This is a genomic window from Bradyrhizobium barranii subsp. apii (genome assembly GCF_011516635.5).
GTDB classification, from domain to species: domain Bacteria; phylum Pseudomonadota; class Alphaproteobacteria; order Rhizobiales; family Xanthobacteraceae; genus Bradyrhizobium; species Bradyrhizobium barranii.
Genome location: NZ_CP096255.1, coordinates 1,871,345 through 1,886,201, shown reverse-complemented (window position 1 = coordinate 1,886,201; position 14,857 = coordinate 1,871,345). Strand labels below are relative to the sequence as shown.

At 65.4% G+C, this 14,857-nt stretch carries 17 protein-coding genes and 2 pseudogenes; 11 read left to right on the top strand and 8 right to left on the bottom strand.

The window, feature by feature from the left end:
• Positions 1-74: 74 nt before the first annotated feature.
• Both HAP41_RS08975 and HAP41_RS08970 read right to left on the bottom strand, forming a co-directional pair.
• Positions 75-557 carry a DUF992 domain-containing protein gene (locus HAP41_RS08975; RefSeq protein WP_063985534.1) on the bottom strand — a complete coding sequence of 161 codons (483 nt, stop codon included), beginning with the start codon at positions 555-557 and terminating at the stop codon, positions 75-77.
• Between the two features lie 172 nt (positions 558-729).
• On the bottom strand, positions 730-1,932 hold the full coding sequence (locus HAP41_RS08970) for a pyridoxal phosphate-dependent aminotransferase (protein ID WP_166103433.1): 1,203 nt from the start codon (positions 1,930-1,932) through the stop codon (positions 730-732).
• A gap of 562 nt (positions 1,933-2,494) precedes the next feature.
• Between HAP41_RS08970 and HAP41_RS08965 the strand changes: the two genes are divergently transcribed.
• From HAP41_RS08965 to HAP41_RS08940, 6 genes are all read left to right on the top strand, one after another.
• Entirely contained in the window at positions 2,495-3,145 is a 651-nt protein-coding gene (locus HAP41_RS08965; protein WP_166103436.1) for a glutathione S-transferase family protein, read from the top strand.
• Between the two features lie 152 nt (positions 3,146-3,297).
• Entirely contained in the window at positions 3,298-3,474 is a 177-nt protein-coding gene (locus HAP41_RS08960; protein WP_166103438.1) for a hypothetical protein, read from the top strand.
• A gap of 73 nt (positions 3,475-3,547) precedes the next feature.
• The gene (locus HAP41_RS08955) at positions 3,548-3,706 is read left to right on the top strand and encodes a hypothetical protein (protein WP_166103441.1); all 159 of its coding nucleotides are present in this window, start codon (positions 3,548-3,550) and stop codon (positions 3,704-3,706) included.
• Positions 3,707-3,833: 127 nt separating this feature from the next.
• Positions 3,834-4,646 carry a PAS-domain containing protein gene (locus tag HAP41_RS08950; protein ID WP_166103444.1) on the top strand — a complete coding sequence of 271 codons (813 nt, stop codon included), beginning with the start codon at positions 3,834-3,836 and terminating at the stop codon, positions 4,644-4,646.
• 87 nt (positions 4,647-4,733) lie between these two features.
• Positions 4,734-5,189: a GNAT family N-acetyltransferase gene (locus HAP41_RS08945; protein WP_166103446.1), complete on the top strand. Its 456-nt coding sequence runs from the start codon at positions 4,734-4,736 to the stop codon at positions 5,187-5,189.
• A gap of 262 nt (positions 5,190-5,451) precedes the next feature.
• Positions 5,452-6,393, top strand: coding sequence for an aldo/keto reductase (locus HAP41_RS08940; protein ID WP_166103448.1), 942 nt, complete (start codon positions 5,452-5,454; stop codon positions 6,391-6,393).
• Positions 6,394-6,411: 18 nt separating this feature from the next.
• Here the strand turns inward: HAP41_RS08940 and hmuQ are convergent, their stop codons facing one another.
• From hmuQ to HAP41_RS08925, 3 genes and pseudogenes are all read right to left on the bottom strand, one after another.
• Positions 6,412-6,735: a heme-degrading protein HmuQ gene (gene hmuQ / locus HAP41_RS08935; protein ID WP_166103450.1), complete on the bottom strand. Its 324-nt coding sequence runs from the start codon at positions 6,733-6,735 to the stop codon at positions 6,412-6,414.
• A gap of 77 nt (positions 6,736-6,812) precedes the next feature.
• Positions 6,813-8,029, bottom strand: a pseudogene (locus HAP41_RS08930) (DUF1501 domain-containing protein).
• A gap of 2 nt (positions 8,030-8,031) precedes the next feature.
• Positions 8,032-9,588: a DUF1800 domain-containing protein gene (locus HAP41_RS08925; RefSeq protein WP_166103453.1), complete on the bottom strand. Its 1,557-nt coding sequence runs from the start codon at positions 9,586-9,588 to the stop codon at positions 8,032-8,034.
• Positions 9,589-9,702: 114 nt separating this feature from the next.
• Between HAP41_RS08925 and HAP41_RS08920 the strand changes: the two genes are divergently transcribed.
• A complete protein-coding gene (locus HAP41_RS08920; RefSeq protein WP_224580909.1) occupies positions 9,703-9,921 on the top strand; it encodes a cysteine-rich CWC family protein in 219 nt (72 codons plus the stop codon).
• A gap of 173 nt (positions 9,922-10,094) precedes the next feature.
• Here HAP41_RS08920 and HAP41_RS08915 read toward each other — a convergent pair whose 3' ends face one another.
• The 3 genes and pseudogenes from HAP41_RS08915 to HAP41_RS08905 all read right to left on the bottom strand — a co-directional run bounded on the left by HAP41_RS08915 (position 10,095) and on the right by HAP41_RS08905 (position 11,981).
• Entirely contained in the window at positions 10,095-10,793 is a 699-nt protein-coding gene (locus HAP41_RS08915; RefSeq protein WP_166103455.1) for a glutathione S-transferase family protein, read from the bottom strand.
• A gap of 185 nt (positions 10,794-10,978) precedes the next feature.
• Positions 10,979-11,209, bottom strand: a complete 231-nt coding sequence (locus HAP41_RS08910; protein WP_166103457.1) for a hypothetical protein — start codon at positions 11,207-11,209, stop codon at positions 10,979-10,981.
• Positions 11,206-11,981, bottom strand: a pseudogene (locus HAP41_RS08905) (TSUP family transporter). The gene HAP41_RS08910 and the pseudogene HAP41_RS08905 overlap by 4 nt, the downstream one beginning before the upstream one ends.
• 307 nt (positions 11,982-12,288) lie before the next feature.
• Between HAP41_RS08905 and HAP41_RS08900 the strand changes: the two are divergent.
• From HAP41_RS08900 to HAP41_RS08885, 4 genes are all read left to right on the top strand, one after another.
• The gene (locus HAP41_RS08900; RefSeq protein ID WP_028151584.1) at positions 12,289-13,206 is read left to right on the top strand and encodes a LysR substrate-binding domain-containing protein; all 918 of its coding nucleotides are present in this window, start codon (positions 12,289-12,291) and stop codon (positions 13,204-13,206) included.
• 124 nt (positions 13,207-13,330) lie between these two features.
• The gene (locus HAP41_RS08895) at positions 13,331-13,558 is read left to right on the top strand and encodes a hypothetical protein (RefSeq protein ID WP_063985543.1); all 228 of its coding nucleotides are present in this window, start codon (positions 13,331-13,333) and stop codon (positions 13,556-13,558) included.
• Between the two features lie 54 nt (positions 13,559-13,612).
• Positions 13,613-13,843: a hypothetical protein gene (locus HAP41_RS08890; protein ID WP_063985544.1), complete on the top strand. Its 231-nt coding sequence runs from the start codon at positions 13,613-13,615 to the stop codon at positions 13,841-13,843.
• Positions 13,844-13,947: 104 nt separating this feature from the next.
• Positions 13,948-14,844: an HAD family hydrolase gene (locus HAP41_RS08885; protein WP_166103461.1), complete on the top strand. Its 897-nt coding sequence runs from the start codon at positions 13,948-13,950 to the stop codon at positions 14,842-14,844.
• Positions 14,845-14,857 lie beyond the last annotated feature (13 nt).

The window sequence follows — 14,857 nt, the reverse complement described above, 5'->3', positions numbered from 1 at the left end:
AAGCATCAAAAATCGCTGCGGTGCGTCGTTGCCGAGATCGCGTCGGACTGACGCGATCTGCACACGCGAAATTGTCAACGACCCGGACGGAGTTCCAGGCTCTCGAGGCCAGCGGCGACGTTGAGGCCGACCTGGCCCTGCACGCTGAGCGGCTGGAGCGCGATCGAATTGTTGGAGCCGCCGATCAGCGCGTTGCCACCGATACCGACGCCGACCGAGGCGCTGCCCTGCGCGCCGGCATAATTGCCCGAGAGATCGCCGGGGCCGAGCCGGTCGACCGGCGCGAACACGCCCCAGGCCAGCGTGGTCTCCTGGGTGATGCCGATGTCGAGGCCCACTTTACGAATGGTCGCGACGTAGCGATCTTCCGGCAAACCGTCGGCACGCAGGACGCAACCGAGATTGGTCACCGATCCCACGATGAAGCCAACGCTGGCGCCGCCGCGGCATTCGAGCACGCCGACCCGGACCATCCGCTGCTGCTGAGCGCCGCTGTTTGCGACGGAGGCAACGAGGCTGGCCGCGGCGAGCCCGGCGAGGATGAACGAACGGCGCATGAATATCTCCGGCGATGAATGTGATGCGAGCAGAGAGAGCGCCCCACCCGTGTTGCGCGATGGTCTATGCCACAAGAGCCGTGGTGGTGCCAGATCACGCGTGACGATAAGCGTGCAAACAATAAAAAGGCCCGCCGGAGGCGGGCCTTTTCGAAAGGTATTTGCGACAGGCTCAGCGCAGGTTGCCGCAGAAGCGCTGGATGCGCTTGCAGGCGTCTTCGAGGTCCGAGGTCTTGGTCGCGTAGGAGATGCGGAACGCCGGGCCGAGGCCGAAGGCCGAACCCTGCACCACGGCGACGCCTTCGGTCTCGAGCAACTCGGTCACGAAGGTCTCGTCATTGTCGATCACCTTGCCCGACGGCGCGGTCTTGCCGATGGTGCCGGCGCAGGAGGGATAGACGTAGAACGCGCCTTCGGGACGCGGGCACTCGATGCCCTTGGCCTGGTTGAGCATGGAGACCACGAGGTCGCGGCGCTCCTTGAACACCTTGTTGTTGGCGGGGATGAAGTCCTGCGGACCGTTCAGCGCTTCCACCGCGGCCCATTGTGCGATCGACGACGGGTTCGAGGTCGACTGCGACTGGATCGTCGACATCGCCTTGATCAGCTGCGCCGGACCGCCGGCGTAACCGATGCGCCAGCCGGTCATGCAATAGGCCTTCGACACGCCGTTCACGGTGAGCGTGCGGTCGTAGAGTTTCGGCTCGACCTGCGCGACCGTGGTGAACTGGAAGTCGTCATAGACGAGGTGCTCGTACATGTCGTCGGTCATCACCCACACATGCGGATGCCTGACCAGCACGTCGGTGAGCGCCTTCAACTCGGTTCTGGTGTAGGCCGCGCCGGTCGGGTTCGACGGCGAGCACAGGATCACCCATTTGGTCTTCGGCGTGATCGCACGCTCCAGCGCCTCGGCCTGGAGCTTGAAGCCGGTCGCGGCGGTGCAGACCACCGGCACCGGCTCGCCGCCGGCGAGCGCCACCATCTCGGGATAGCTGACCCAGTACGGCGCGGGGATGATCACCTCGTCGCCCGGATTGATGGTCGCCATCAGCGCGTTGTAGAGCACCTGCTTGCCGCCGGTGCCGACGATGATCTGGTTCGGCTTGTAGGCCACGCCGTTCTCGCGCTGAAACTTGCCGATGATGGCTTCCTTCAGCTCGGGAATGCCGTCAACCGCGGTGTACTTGGTCTTGCCGGCTTCGATGGCATGGATCGCAGCCAGCTTGATGTTGGCGGGCGTGTCGAAGTCGGGCTCGCCGGCACCGAGGCCGATGACGTTGCGGCCCGCCGCTTTCAGCGCACGTGCTTTATCCGTGACCTCGATGGTCGCGGACGGCTTCACACGGTCGAGCGCAGCGGCAAGGAAGGACATCGTCATCTCCTGACAAGCGTCGTGAACCCTTTGGCCTCACGACTCCGATTGTGGGAATGAGCCACCCTAAAACGTGTGCCGCTGCGCTGCAAGAAACTTCGGTCCGATCTCGAAAAAGTTTACGGATCTGGAGCGTTTCAAGGCGCGATTTCCCGCAATTTTCCGTAACTTTGCCGCCGGAATCCCTCATATCCGGCAAGGCCTGTCCTCGGAGCAATTTTGCGCATTGCGCGCCGCCATGAAGCTGACGGCAGTCTGACGCTCGAGAGGACGCTTGAGACAACCTTTGAGCGATTTGCTTTGAAAGACTTTGGCCCGTCAGCGGCCGAAGCGATCACGATCGTTCAACCGTCCCGCACGAACGTGCGGCCGCGCGCTAACGCAAGCGTGATCTGATTTGCAGCGTCGCACGAAAATGATCTTTCGCGGCATTGCGGTGCGGTAGGGTTTTCGAGTTTTTCTATGGCGCGGGTCTTGCGGCGGATTCGCAACGGCATCATTGTTTAGCCGCGGTGCGGGGCAACGAACACCGCGCCTTCCCGTCCTCGGAACGAACTCCAGAATGTACAAGCTCTATTCGATGCAACGCTCCGGCAACAGCTACAAGGTCCGCCTTGCGCTGGCCCTGTTGAGCGTGCCTTACGAAGCAGTCGAGGTGGACATTCTGCGCGGCGAGAGTCGCACGCCGGACTTTCTGACCAAGAACCCGTCGGGACAGGTGCCGCTGCTCGAGGTCGGCGACGACCGCTATCTCGCCGAGTCCAACGCCATCCTCTGGTACGTCGCGGTCGGCACGCCGCTTGCGCCCGAGAACCGCATTGACCGCGCCGAGGCGCTGCAATGGATGTTCTTCGAGCAGCACGCGCTCGAGCCGAACATCGGCGCCGCCTATTTCTGGCTGTCGCTGGTCAAGGGCGGCCGCGATCTCCAGACCCACTCCCTGGAAGACTGGATGGAGCGCGGCTATGGCGCGCTCCAGGTGATGGAAAACCACCTCAAGACCAACGCCTATTTCGCCGCCCGCCAGCTCACGGTCGCCGACATCGCGCTCTACGGCTACACCCACCTCGCCGAGCGCTGCGACTTCGACCTCTCGACCTTCCCGGCGATCCGGGACTGGCTGAAGCGCGTGGAAGCTGCACCCGGCTTCGTGGCGATGGACTGGCGGCCCGCCGACGTCGACGACCCCGCCAGCATCGCGGCGGGCGCCTGACGGCGCGCTGGCTCCGGGAATAGCGGGCATAAGGGCAGCCCATGCCGCATTCTCGCCATTTTCGACGCTATGGCCGCCCCAATATTGCCGGTTGAAACAGGGAAATTGTTCGAGTCGCGGGTGATTCGCTCGCACGTTGAAGGATTTAGAGCATGATTCGGGCGTCCGGCACGGCAGGCTTTCGGGGCCCAACCGTTACCGTTTCGTCTTCCCGGCTGACCAACGCGGTCGTGGCCTCGCTCGCCGTCGCCGCGCTCTCGCTGTGCCTGATCGTCGCCCTGACTGTGCTGTCGACCAAGGCGACCATGGCGATGGGCCTGCCGGTCTGATCCCCGTTTCATCCCGGACCCGCCTTCAAGGTGCCGCGCGGCCCGCGCCGACCGGCATCGCGACAGGACACCGATGAAATCGCCTGTGGTAGTCGTTGCAATCACCCTGACTGCGGCCATCCTGGTCGCGGCATCGCTGTTGATTTTCACCGGCGTGCGCAAGAACACGGGGACGTCGACGCTGAATGCGCCGGCGCAGCAGCAGCGCCTCAGGCACGCGCATTTGGCCTAAAATCATCCGAAAGCTTTGCCCTTGCCGGCAAGTGCTCCTTAAGCGCACCGCATGAAATCGCATCGCATGGGCGCAACGATCGGCCAGTGTTGCGGCTTACCTCGTTCGGGAGGAGCGAGACTGGCCCATGCGGTTCGGATGGCGTGCGATCTCCGGTCCGGCGCTCACAGCGGCAATTGCGGTGCTGGCGATCCTGCTCGATCGCTATATCCATGTTCCCTCGCCTGCGCCCCTGTTCGTCTGCATCGTGGCGCTCGCCGGCTCACTGTCGGGTCTCGCTTCCGCCATGACCAGCGCTGCCGTCGCGGTGATCGGCGCGGCGTTGTTCTTTCTGGCCCATCGGGCCCTGCCGGGCTATGCGGCGGCGGATCTGGTCCGGCTCGGCCTCCTCGCCGTGACGACTGCCGGCACGGCCGCAATCACCGGCCTGATGCGCGAGCGGCTGCTCGGCACATTCGCCGCCGAGCGCCAGAGCCACGCCACCGCCGCGCGGCTGTCGGCCGCGCTCGACCAGGTCGATATCGGCATCGTGCTGCTCGACGCCGAGACGCGTGCCGAATTCATCAACCGCGCATTTCGCGACTATTTTGCGCTGCCGGACGAAGTGGCCGACGGCAAGCCGCCCTTCATTGCGCTGATGTATCACGGCCGCGACACCGGCGCGTTCGAGCTGCCCGAGGACGAGCTCGGCACCTTCATCGCGCAGCGGATGGAAATGGTGCGGATCGGCGACGCCACGCCGATCAACATCGCCTTGCGCAATGGCGAGGTGCTGCGCTTCGTCTGCGCCGTCCTGCCCGATGGCGGGCGCATGCTGAGCTACACGCCCGTGACCGACCTCGTGCGCCACACCGACCCGCCCGCGCGCGCCGAGTACTACCGCTCGCTGCGCGACCCCGCGGGCCGCAGGCTGATGCGGTACTTGCGCGTCGCGGAGTGATGCGACGGCGCGATTGATCGGCAGTGCGATCATCACGTATGAAGGACGCTTCATCGCCTTGCGTCCTCCGAGATCGCGGAAACTCACATGTCGCTCACCATTCGCTCCGTCACGAAGCAGGACTACGATCAATGGCTCCCGTTGTGGGATGGCTATAACGCTTTCTACGGCCGCTCCGGCCCGACCGCGCTGGCGCCCGAAATCACGCGGATGACGTGGCAGCGCTTCTTCGATGGCTATGAGCCGGTGCATGGGCTGGTCGCCGAGAGCGACGGCAAGCTGCTCGGCATGACGAACTATCTGTTTCACCGCAGCACCACGGCGATCGAACCGTCCTGCTATCTGCAGGACCTGTTCACGCTGGTGGCCTCGCGCGGCAAGGGCGTCGCCTCGGCGCTGATCTACGGCGTCTACGAGCGCGCAAAGCTTGCGGGGTCCCCGCGGGTCTACTGGCAGACGCACGAGACCAACGTCACGGCGCAGAGCCTGTACGACAAGGTCGCCGAACGCTCCGGCTTCATCGTCTATCGCAAGATCTTCTGATCGCGGCAGCCGCGGAGTCCCTGTGGATAACTCTGCCTGTCACCCGCGCGTAACATAGCGGGACTACGTTGCGCCTGCGTCTGATCAGGCCCCCCGTCACCGATCAAGCGCCCCAAAGCGGTCCCCGTCAGTCGCCGCGTCTGACAGGGGCCGCATTTTTTTGGCTTCAGTTCCCGGCAGCATGGCAGCAACGCAAGGCGACGCCTTGCCGCTAGCGGGCAGCGCGGCCACAATGGCCCGCTTTCTCCTGACAGGACCTCCCATGGAAATTCGTAATCTCGGCGCCTCCGGCCTGCGCGTGTCCGCGGTCGGGCTCGGCTGCAACAATTTCGGCCGGCGCATCGACCTCGAGGCCTCGCGCAAGGTGATCCACCGCGCGCTCGATCTCGGCATCACGCTGTTCGACACCGCCGACATCTATTCGGCCATGGGCGGCTCGGAAAACGTGCTCGGCGCCGTGCTGGGCGATCGCCGCAAGGACATCGTGCTGGCGACGAAATACTCCAAGCCGATGGCGGAGGACGGAACCAAGCAGGGCGCCTCGCGCCGCTACATCATGGCGGCTGTGGAAGCGAGCCTGAAGCGGCTGAAGACCGACTACATCGATCTCTACCAGCAGCACGACTATGACCCGCTGACGCCGATCGAGGAGAGCCTGCGCGCGCTCGACGACCTCGTACGCCAGGGCAAGGTCCGCTACATTGGCAATTCGAACTTTCCCGCGTGGCGGATCGCGGAAGCGGAGTACGTCGCGCGCGCGATGAATGTCAGCCGCTTCGTCTCCTGCCAGGACGAATATTCCCTCGTCGTGCGCGACATCGAGAAGGACCTGCTGCCGGCAGCAACGGAATACAAGCTCGGCCTGTTGCCGTTCTTCCCGCTCGCAAGCGGACTTCTGACCGGCAAATACAAAAAGGGTGAGTCTGCACCCGGCGACACCCGCTTTGGCCAAACTCCGCGACTGCGCGACCGCTACGTCACCCCGCGCAACGAGGCGATCGTCGAGAAGCTGCAGGCCTTTGCGCAAGCGCGCGGTCACTCGATGCTCGAGCTCGCCTTCTCCTGGCTCGCCGGCCGCCCGCAGGTCTCGAGCGTCATCGCGGGCGCCACCCGCGTCGAGCAGATCGAGCAGAACGTCAAGGCGATCGCGTGGAAGCTCAGCGCCGATGAGATGTCGGAGATCGACAAGATCACCCAGGGCTGATGTTTAAAGCGCGGCGCGTTACTTCGCGCCGCGTCCCACCGTCTGCATCACCTCAAAGCCTTCGAACTGGGGATGGCCGAGATAGAGCGGCTTGTTATCGCCAGCGCGCTGATGCGCCGCGCGAAACGCCTCCGACTTGGTCCACGCCTCGAAAGCGGCATGGTTCGCCCAGACCGTGTGCGATGCGTAGAGCGTGTGGTCCTCGAGCTCGGGGCCGCGCAGCAGATGAAACTCGACAAAGCCCGGCACCCCGCCGAGAAACGTGTCGCGCGAGAGCCAGACCTGTTCGAAAGCGGTTTCAGAGCCCTTGGTGACGCGGAAGCGGTTCATGGCGATGTACATGGGGATAGTCTCCTGATACTCGGCTCATCATGTCGTCATTCCGGGACGCACCGCAAGGCGCGGGCCCGGAATGACGGCTAAGCAACCAATCCCTTCATTGGCCGCGCTCCCGCGCTGTCCGGGAACACCGTCTCCGCCAGCACGCGATCGGACAGGCCGAACTGTCCCTGCAGCACGCCCTTGATCACGGAGCGCAAGTCCGTCGTCGGCTTGAGGTCGCGGCCTTCATACAGGTTCGCGAGCTTGAGGCCGGGCCAGTCGGAGATGACGCGGCCGCCTTTCACCGCGCCGCCGGCGAGCAGCGCGATCGTTCCCGTGCCGTGATCGGTGCCATCGGTGCCGTTGATGCGCGCGGTGCGGCCGAACTCGGTGGCGACGACGATTGCGGTGTCGCGCCAGCGATCGCCTAAGCCGCTTTCGAATTCGGCGAGCGCGCCGTCGAGACCGCCGAGCAGGAAGGCCAGACGCCCGACCGGACCGCCTTCATTGGCGTGCGTATCCCAGCCGTCGAAGGCGAGCGCGGCGATGCGCGGGCCGTCGTCGGCCGCCATCAGTTTTGCGGCGCCGCGCGCGACCTGCCGCATCTGCGCGACCTGGTTGCCACCCTTCGGCTTCATGTCGTCGCCGCTCGCGACCTTGTCGAGCTGAAGACCTTGCGACAGCACTGATGCCAGCGCCGGATCGCGGTGACGGTAGAGATCGACCAGCCGCATCGCGGTGTCGTCGTCGGCTTGCGGCAGCGCCACCGGCGCCCAGCCGACGGTCGGCGCATTGCCGCGCAAGACCAGCGGCGTGGTCGGACCGACCGCGAGCCGCTCGACACACGCTCGCCGCGCGGCAGCGCTTCGAGCGCGCGATTGAGCCAGCCGGATTGCACGCGGCCGGGGCCGGCATAGCCGCTTTCGAGCACGTCCTGGCCATCGAAATGCGAGCGGTCGCGATAGGGCGTCGCCACCGCATGGATCACCGCGGCATGCATGTCGCGATACATGCGTGCGAATTCCGGCATCGCCGGATGCAGCGCGAAGAAAGTATCGAGCATGATCGCGGGATGCGCGCCGTCGGCGGCAAGCGCGATCGAGCCGTGCAGGCCGGCATAACCGGGGTCACCGAGCGGTGCGACGGTCGAGAGCCCGTCGAGCGCGCCGCGCAGGATCACCACGATCAATCGCGGATCGCGCCCGCCGGCCGCGCGGGCGAATTTCGGCAGATAGGCCCAGGCCGCGAAGGACGCGCCGCCGAGCAGCAGGCCGCGGCGCGAGGTGAGGAGCCGGTTCTCGACGCAGTCGATCATCTTCATCTCCTCTGCATTTCCGGCGACATCAGCAGCAGCGCCAGCGCCTGCTGCCGCGACTCCGCGCGCTCGATGGTTTTGCGCGTCTCGATGGACGCCGCATCAGCGGCGGCGAATTCGAGCAAGTCGAGCGGATCGATATTGGGCCCAAGCCGCGCGCCCATCTGCGCGGCGATGTCGAGCCTGAGCTTGATGCCTTCGGGCGCAGCCCAAGCGGCGCTGGTATCCGGGAAGCCATTGGGACCGGCCGGCGACCACAGTGGCTGGCCGAGCAGATTGAGATTGTTGAGATAGCCGCCGGGATCCTCCGGGACGCGCGCGAGGAGCCGTCCGCTCGCGACCACGAAGTCGTAAGGCGAGCGCATCTTGGTCAGCGGCGCCTTCCACGCTTCGTCGGAATCGACCAACGCCGTCGCCACAGCTTTGAGGTCACCATCGGTCTTGACGAAGACATCGCGCAACCGTGCGACAAGCGCCGGCGGCGGATCGTCGGCAACGAAATGGCGGACGAATTTGGTGGCGATGAAATTGGCGGTCGAAGGGTGGCGCGCGATGTCGGCGAGCGCGGCCTCGCCTTGCGCGAGTCCGGTCGGCTCGTAGGTCTTGCCGAGCAACATCTGCGGCCCGGGCTGATGCGCGTTGGCGTTGAACGCGAAGGAGCCGGGCGTGCCGAGCTGCCCCTGCCTTCCGGCAAAGGTCCAGCCGGTGATGATGCGCGCGAGCGAGGTGACGTCGTCCTGTGTGTAGCCGCCGCCGACGCCGAGCGTATGCAGCTCCATGATCTCGCGCGCGAGATTTTCGTTCAGCCCGCGCTTGCGGTTTTGCCCGGCGCGCGAGTCCGGCCCGAGCGATTGCTGGTTGTCGAGGAAGAACAGCATGGCCGGATGCTGCTCGACGGCCTTGAGCATGTCGGCGAAGCGCCCGAGCACATGCGGCCGGATCGCCTCGCGCTCGAACGCGCCGGCCCAGATCCGCGCGAGCTCGCCCTTGCTCGCGGAGATGCAGAAATGGTTGGACCAGAACACCACCAGCCGCTCGGTGAAGCCGCACTCGACCAGCGTCGCGCGTTGCAAGCGCGCCAGCGCCTCGGCGCGAAAGGTTTTCTGGATCACGTTGAGCGGCCGCGGCGCGGGCTTGGCGGCAGGGGGCGCGGCATCGTTGGGCTGCATCGTATCCGGCTTCGCCGCATTGTCGGCGGGCTTGGCCTCGGCCATCTGGCCGGCGATCTCGGTCGCGGCCGCGTTGAGCGAAAGATTGCGGCGCAGCCCCGGTTTCTGATCGGCCGGTGCCTGCTGCGCCCCTTCAGCGGGCGCAGCGGCCTTCGCGGCCTCGCGGGCCTGCTTGACCTGATCCTGATAGGCGAACACGGCCTGGCCGAGTTGCGGCGTCGATTGCAGCCCCGGCGCTTCCAGCAGCACGCCATTAGGGCGCACGAGTTCCGCCTTCACGAAGCCGCGCGGATCGGAGGCCGCGTTGATGAGATCGCCGGACGCCCCGCCGCGCGCTCCGAAACCGAAACGGTTGAGCGCGACGAGGGCAGCTTGCGAATCGCGGGCCATCGATGTGTCCTTCGCGCGTTGCCAACCGCTTTCCGAGTCTGAGCGCAGCGCCTAATATACCGTAGCGGGAGATGAACCCGGCATGAAAATGACGGCGCAGCTTTTGGGCAAATCATGACAAATCCGAAAGAATTTCCCTTCGAATTTCCCTTGCCGGAACCGCGCCGCCTCGCCTGCTCCCGCTGCGGCACCGAGTTCGGTTGCGATCTCTCGGGAAACTGCTGGTGCGCGGAGGAAACGGCGCGGCTGCCGATGCCGGTCAAGGGCGAGGATTGTTTGTGCCGGGAATGTCTGCGGAAGGCGGCGGCGGAGGCGGTGAACGCTGCTCATTGAGCGCGCGAAGATCGCCACATTGTCGCTGTCGTCCCTGCGAACGCAGGGACCCATAACCACAGGGAGACGTTAGGCGAAGACTGATCGCTTGGTACTACGACCATCCCTAACCGATAAATCACGCGGTATGGGTCCCTGCCTTCGCAGGGACGACGGTGTGGAGAGACCTCGGCCTACACCGCGTGCCCCGGCGATGTCCGCGCCATGCCGTCGAACGCGTCGAGCAGCTTCTCGCGCCACGCGTAGACGGAATCATCCGCTTCCAGCAGCCTGAACGGGCTCACCACACGCGCCCACTGAAAACCGCCGAACACGATGTAGTCGGCATAGTTCGGCGCCCTGCCGCCGATGAAGGGCTGCCTCTTGAGGGTCTGCCGCATCACCTCGAGCGATTTGCGGAATGCGATCACGCCGGTGTCGCGGCTCGCCATCACGTCTTCCAGTGTTTTGCTGCCGAAACGCGCCTCGCGCGACTGGCGGAAATAGGTCGCATCGACCTCCGCGAGATTCTTTGGGATGTCGGCGATAATCAGCGGAAAGATGCCGCCGACGATGGCGATGTCGCCCCAGGCATTGAGCATGCGCGCCATGGCGCGGCCGCCCTCGCCGCCGAACAGCGACGGCTGGTCTGGAAAATTGTCTTCGAGATAGTTCGCGATCGCCCAGGAATCGATCACGGGCTTGTCATGATGCAGCAGCACCGGGACCTTCTCCGAGCCGTGCGGCGAAATCGCGCCCTTCTCGGTGAAGCGCCAGGGCAGCGATTCCGCCGACAGGCCCTTGTGCGCCAGCGCCATCCGCGTGCGCCAGCAATACGGGCTGAACGGGCGCGCGGCATCGGTACCGACGAGTTCGAAGAGCTTGAGCGACATGAAAGGCCTTCCCTGCCAGACCCTCATCCTGAGGAGCACGGAACGCGCGTCTCGAAGGATGAAGGCCCGATCTCGGCCTCGCCCTTCGAGACGCGCGCAAGATGCGCGCTCCTCAGGGTGAGGGTCTCCCATTCTGGATTGCTTCGCTTGCGCTCGCAATGACGATGTGGCGGCGGAGGTGGGTGTCACCGCCCGTTCGTGCGCAGCAACCTCTCGCCGTCCGTCGTCACCGCGATGATCAGCCCCACGCCGGGCAGCGTGTCGCGGGTGACATAGCCGCGCTCGGCGGCGTCTTCCCAGATGGTGAGGCGCGGGCACGAGGTCTTCCAGGTCGCGATCACCTCGGCATAGGCGCGCGGCTCGCGCGCGACCCATTCGACGAAGTCCAGCACCAGCGGATCGGCAATCTCGCTCACTGCAAACCTCCCTTGTCGAAGGCGGCCAGCACCGGCGTTCGAACCAGCAGCCAGCCGCCATAGGCCATATAGTAGCAGGCGATGGTGGTGATCAGCTTGTTCGAGCCACGAATTGCTGGTCGGTCATGGCTTCGAGGATGCGCCGCGCCAGCGTGGTGCCGAGCATCGAGGCGAGAATCGCGACGCCGGCGAGCACGGGATCGAGGCTCGCGGCCTGGTCGATGATGCCGCCGAAATAGACGAGCTTGGTGAAATGACTGACGAGCTGGCACATCGCCTTGGTCGCCACTTTCTCGCGCCGGCCGAAATCACCGCCAAGGAAGAAGGTGTCGAGCAGCGGGCCGGACACGCCGGTCATCAGCATCAAGCCCATGCAGATCGTGCCATAGACGGTGCCCTGCCAGAGACGGTCAGGATCCGGCTTGATGTTCGACGGCAGCAGCCGCGCCATGAACGGGGTGACGCCGAGCAGCAGCAGCGCCATCGGCTTGTCCGGCACGTAGCGGGTGAGCGACCAGGCCGCGAGCGCGACGGCAGCGCCGACCATGTAGTTTGCGACCGGCCGCCAGCGGATATGCGCTCGCCACAGAAATGCGCGCCAGCCGTTCGAGGCCATCTGCGTGATCGCATGCAGCACCATCGCGGTCGGCAGCGGCATCAGCGCCAGCAGCACGCCGATCAGGATCAGCCCGCCCGCCATGCCGAACAACCCCGACAGGAACGCGGTGGCGACCATCAGCAATCCAAGGGCAGCGATCATGATGGGCGTCACGAGAGATTCTCCTGCACGTGCGTAAGGGACGAAGGCTGCATCATCACTCCCTCGCCCCGCTTGCGGGGAGAGGGTGGGGTGAGGGGGACTTTCCGCAAGGAAGGTGGCAGAGGGACTCGCGGAACCCCCTCACCCGGAATTTGCTCTCGCAAACTCCGGCCTCTCCCCGCGTGCGGGGAGAGGCGAAGAACGCGGCGGCGGCCCCGAAACACAACTTGGAATTACTCTCATTCTTGTGCCTCGCTTGCCCCGGCTTCGCAAACTGAGTTATCTTGGCCTTGCATCAGCTTTCCTAAGGGTAGGTCATTTGCGGCGGCTGCTGTTTCTCAACGGCATCAAGGCATTCGAGGCGGCGGCGCGGACCGGCAGCTTTGCTGCGGCCGGGCTCGAGCTCAGCGTGTCGGCGGCCGCCGTCAGCCGCATGGTGCATCTGCTGGAGGAACGTCTCGGCGTCGCGCTGTTCGAGCGCAAGGCCAACAAGCTCGTGCTGACGCAGGCAGGCCGCGCCTATCAAAGCGGGCTGACGCCGATCTTCGACGCGCTGGCAAGTCTCACCGCGCAGGTGACGGCGCCCTCCAGCGTCCGCGTGCTCACCATCGGCGTCGGCCACACCTTTGCGATGCGCTGGCTGATCCCGCGCCTGTCGGAGTTTCGCAGCGAGGAGCCCGACATCGAGGTGCGCTTCACCACCGGTGGTGCCGAGGTCCCGTTCGGCGAGGACTGGAGCTGCGGCATCAAGCTCGGCACCGGCGACTGGCCCGGCCTGGTCGCCGAACCCTTGTTCGCCGGCGACCTCACGCCGGTCTGCGTGCCCCGCCTCGCCACCGGCCTGAAGCGGCCCGCCGACCTCAAAGGGCCAGGCCTGATCCGCGTCACGCATTCGCCGGAGGATTGGCCGATCTGGCTCAAGGCGGCGAACCTCACCCGCATCAACGCGCGCGGACCGGAATTCCAGTTCTACGGCCAGGCGCTCCAGGCCGCCGCCGACGGCCTCGGCATCGCCATGGGCATCCGGCCCTATATCGATGACGATCTCGCCGCCGGCCGGCTGGTTGCGCCGTTCGATCTCTCGGTTCCCAAGGGCATGCGCTGGTACCTGCTGTATCGCAGTTTTCAGACCGAGCAGCGCGACTTCGCCGCGTTCCGGCGCTGGATCATGCGGGCGGCCTCGGAGCCCGCCGCACGCCCCGCCAGGCGGATCGGCCGCGCCGCGCCGCGGAACTGACGCCCGTTCCACGAGGCCCTGGGCAAAAAAGCCGGCCGCTTGTGAATGGCTTCACATACTGAACCCGCCAAACGTGGTCCCCTGACCCTTCAACAAGACACTTACGGAACATTTGGGGACTACAATGACGACCATCTACGACGGCTTTGACATCGAATCCTTCGAGGCCGGCAAAGGCCTCTGGCATGCCCGCATCCGCCGCGCCGATCTCAGCCCCCTCGCCATCGACGGCGTGCTGTTTCCGGCCATGGAAGTCGGTTTCGCCTGGCCGGATCAGAACGCGGCGATCGCCGATGCCAAGCACCACATCGACCGCTTCCGCCGGCGGGCCGACGACAGCGACGACGAATAAGCGCGGAACTCCAAGCGAACCAAGGGACAGCGCAGCATAAAGGGGGAACCGGTCATGTCAGTCATCGAATTCGAAGACACGCCGCGGCCGAGAATCTATGCCCGCAATGTGCTGTCGAAATGTCCCGAATGCGATGGCGATCTCGCGGTGCTTCGCGTGATCGGCGGCCGCGCGGGGTGCGAGTACTGGACCATGCGCTGCACCGATTGCGGCGGAATCCATCTCGACATCCTCGAGCCGCACCGGGCGAGCAACGACGACGAGGCCCCGCCGCCGGCGGCGTAAGGCGCGACCGGCGATCCGGTCGCACGCTCGCAATCGCAATTCCATCCGGCCCGTGCAACTGCTATGCTGGCGCAGCAACCGCGCGCGCAGGCGAGGCATGACGGATGATCAAGGCTCTGCTGCTCGATCTCGGCGATACACTGATCGACTCCGCCAGTGAAAAACCGTTTCCCGGCGTCGAGGACGCGCTCGGCGTTATCGAGACCTTCGAGACGGCGGACCACGCGCCGCTGGTCGTGTGCCTGGTCTCGGACTACACGATGCCTGAACCGCGGACATCACAGGCGATCGCTGCGACCTTTGCCGAATACCTTGAGGTGCTCGACAGGACTGGCCTGCGGCGCTTCTTCGAACCGGTCGAGGAACGCGTGACGCTGTCGACCCATGCCGGCGCGAGAAAGCCCGATGCCTTGGTGTTCGAGACAGCCTTTAAGCGCGCCGGTGTCGATGGCGGCTTGAATCAGGCGCTGTTCATCACGGAAAATGCCGAGCATATAGCGGCCTGCCGCAAACTTGGGATGAAGACCCTGCGATATGGCACCGATTTCACATCCTGGTCGCAGGCCCCCTTGCTGATCTCGCAGGACATTGGCGCCGCCGGTTTCAAGAACAGCGAAGCGGTGTTCAGACCCGCTTTGGCCGACCGTGGCCTGAGGCTTCAATCCATCGAGGACCTCAGCCCGAACAAGCTCCGCGGCACTGCACGCAATCTGGTGCAGCTGCATTCGCCCGACCTCGGCAGCTTCAACGACGTGCATGTTGAGTTGCCGGTGGAGGTCGCGGCGAGCCTCGATTCGGCCGGTCGCATCACCGCGGTGCACTCGACGCCCCGTCCTGACGACGTGGCCGAGGCCATTCTGAATGTGCAGTCGCTCGCGGCCAACAAGCAGATCGCCGACGGTCCGCCCGATCCCGCATCGCCCGTGCTGCCGACCTATCGGGTGGAAACGGATTCTGAGGGGCGGCGCATTCTGCGTCGCCGCCGCTTGACGGCCTTTTGACCGTAGACCGCCG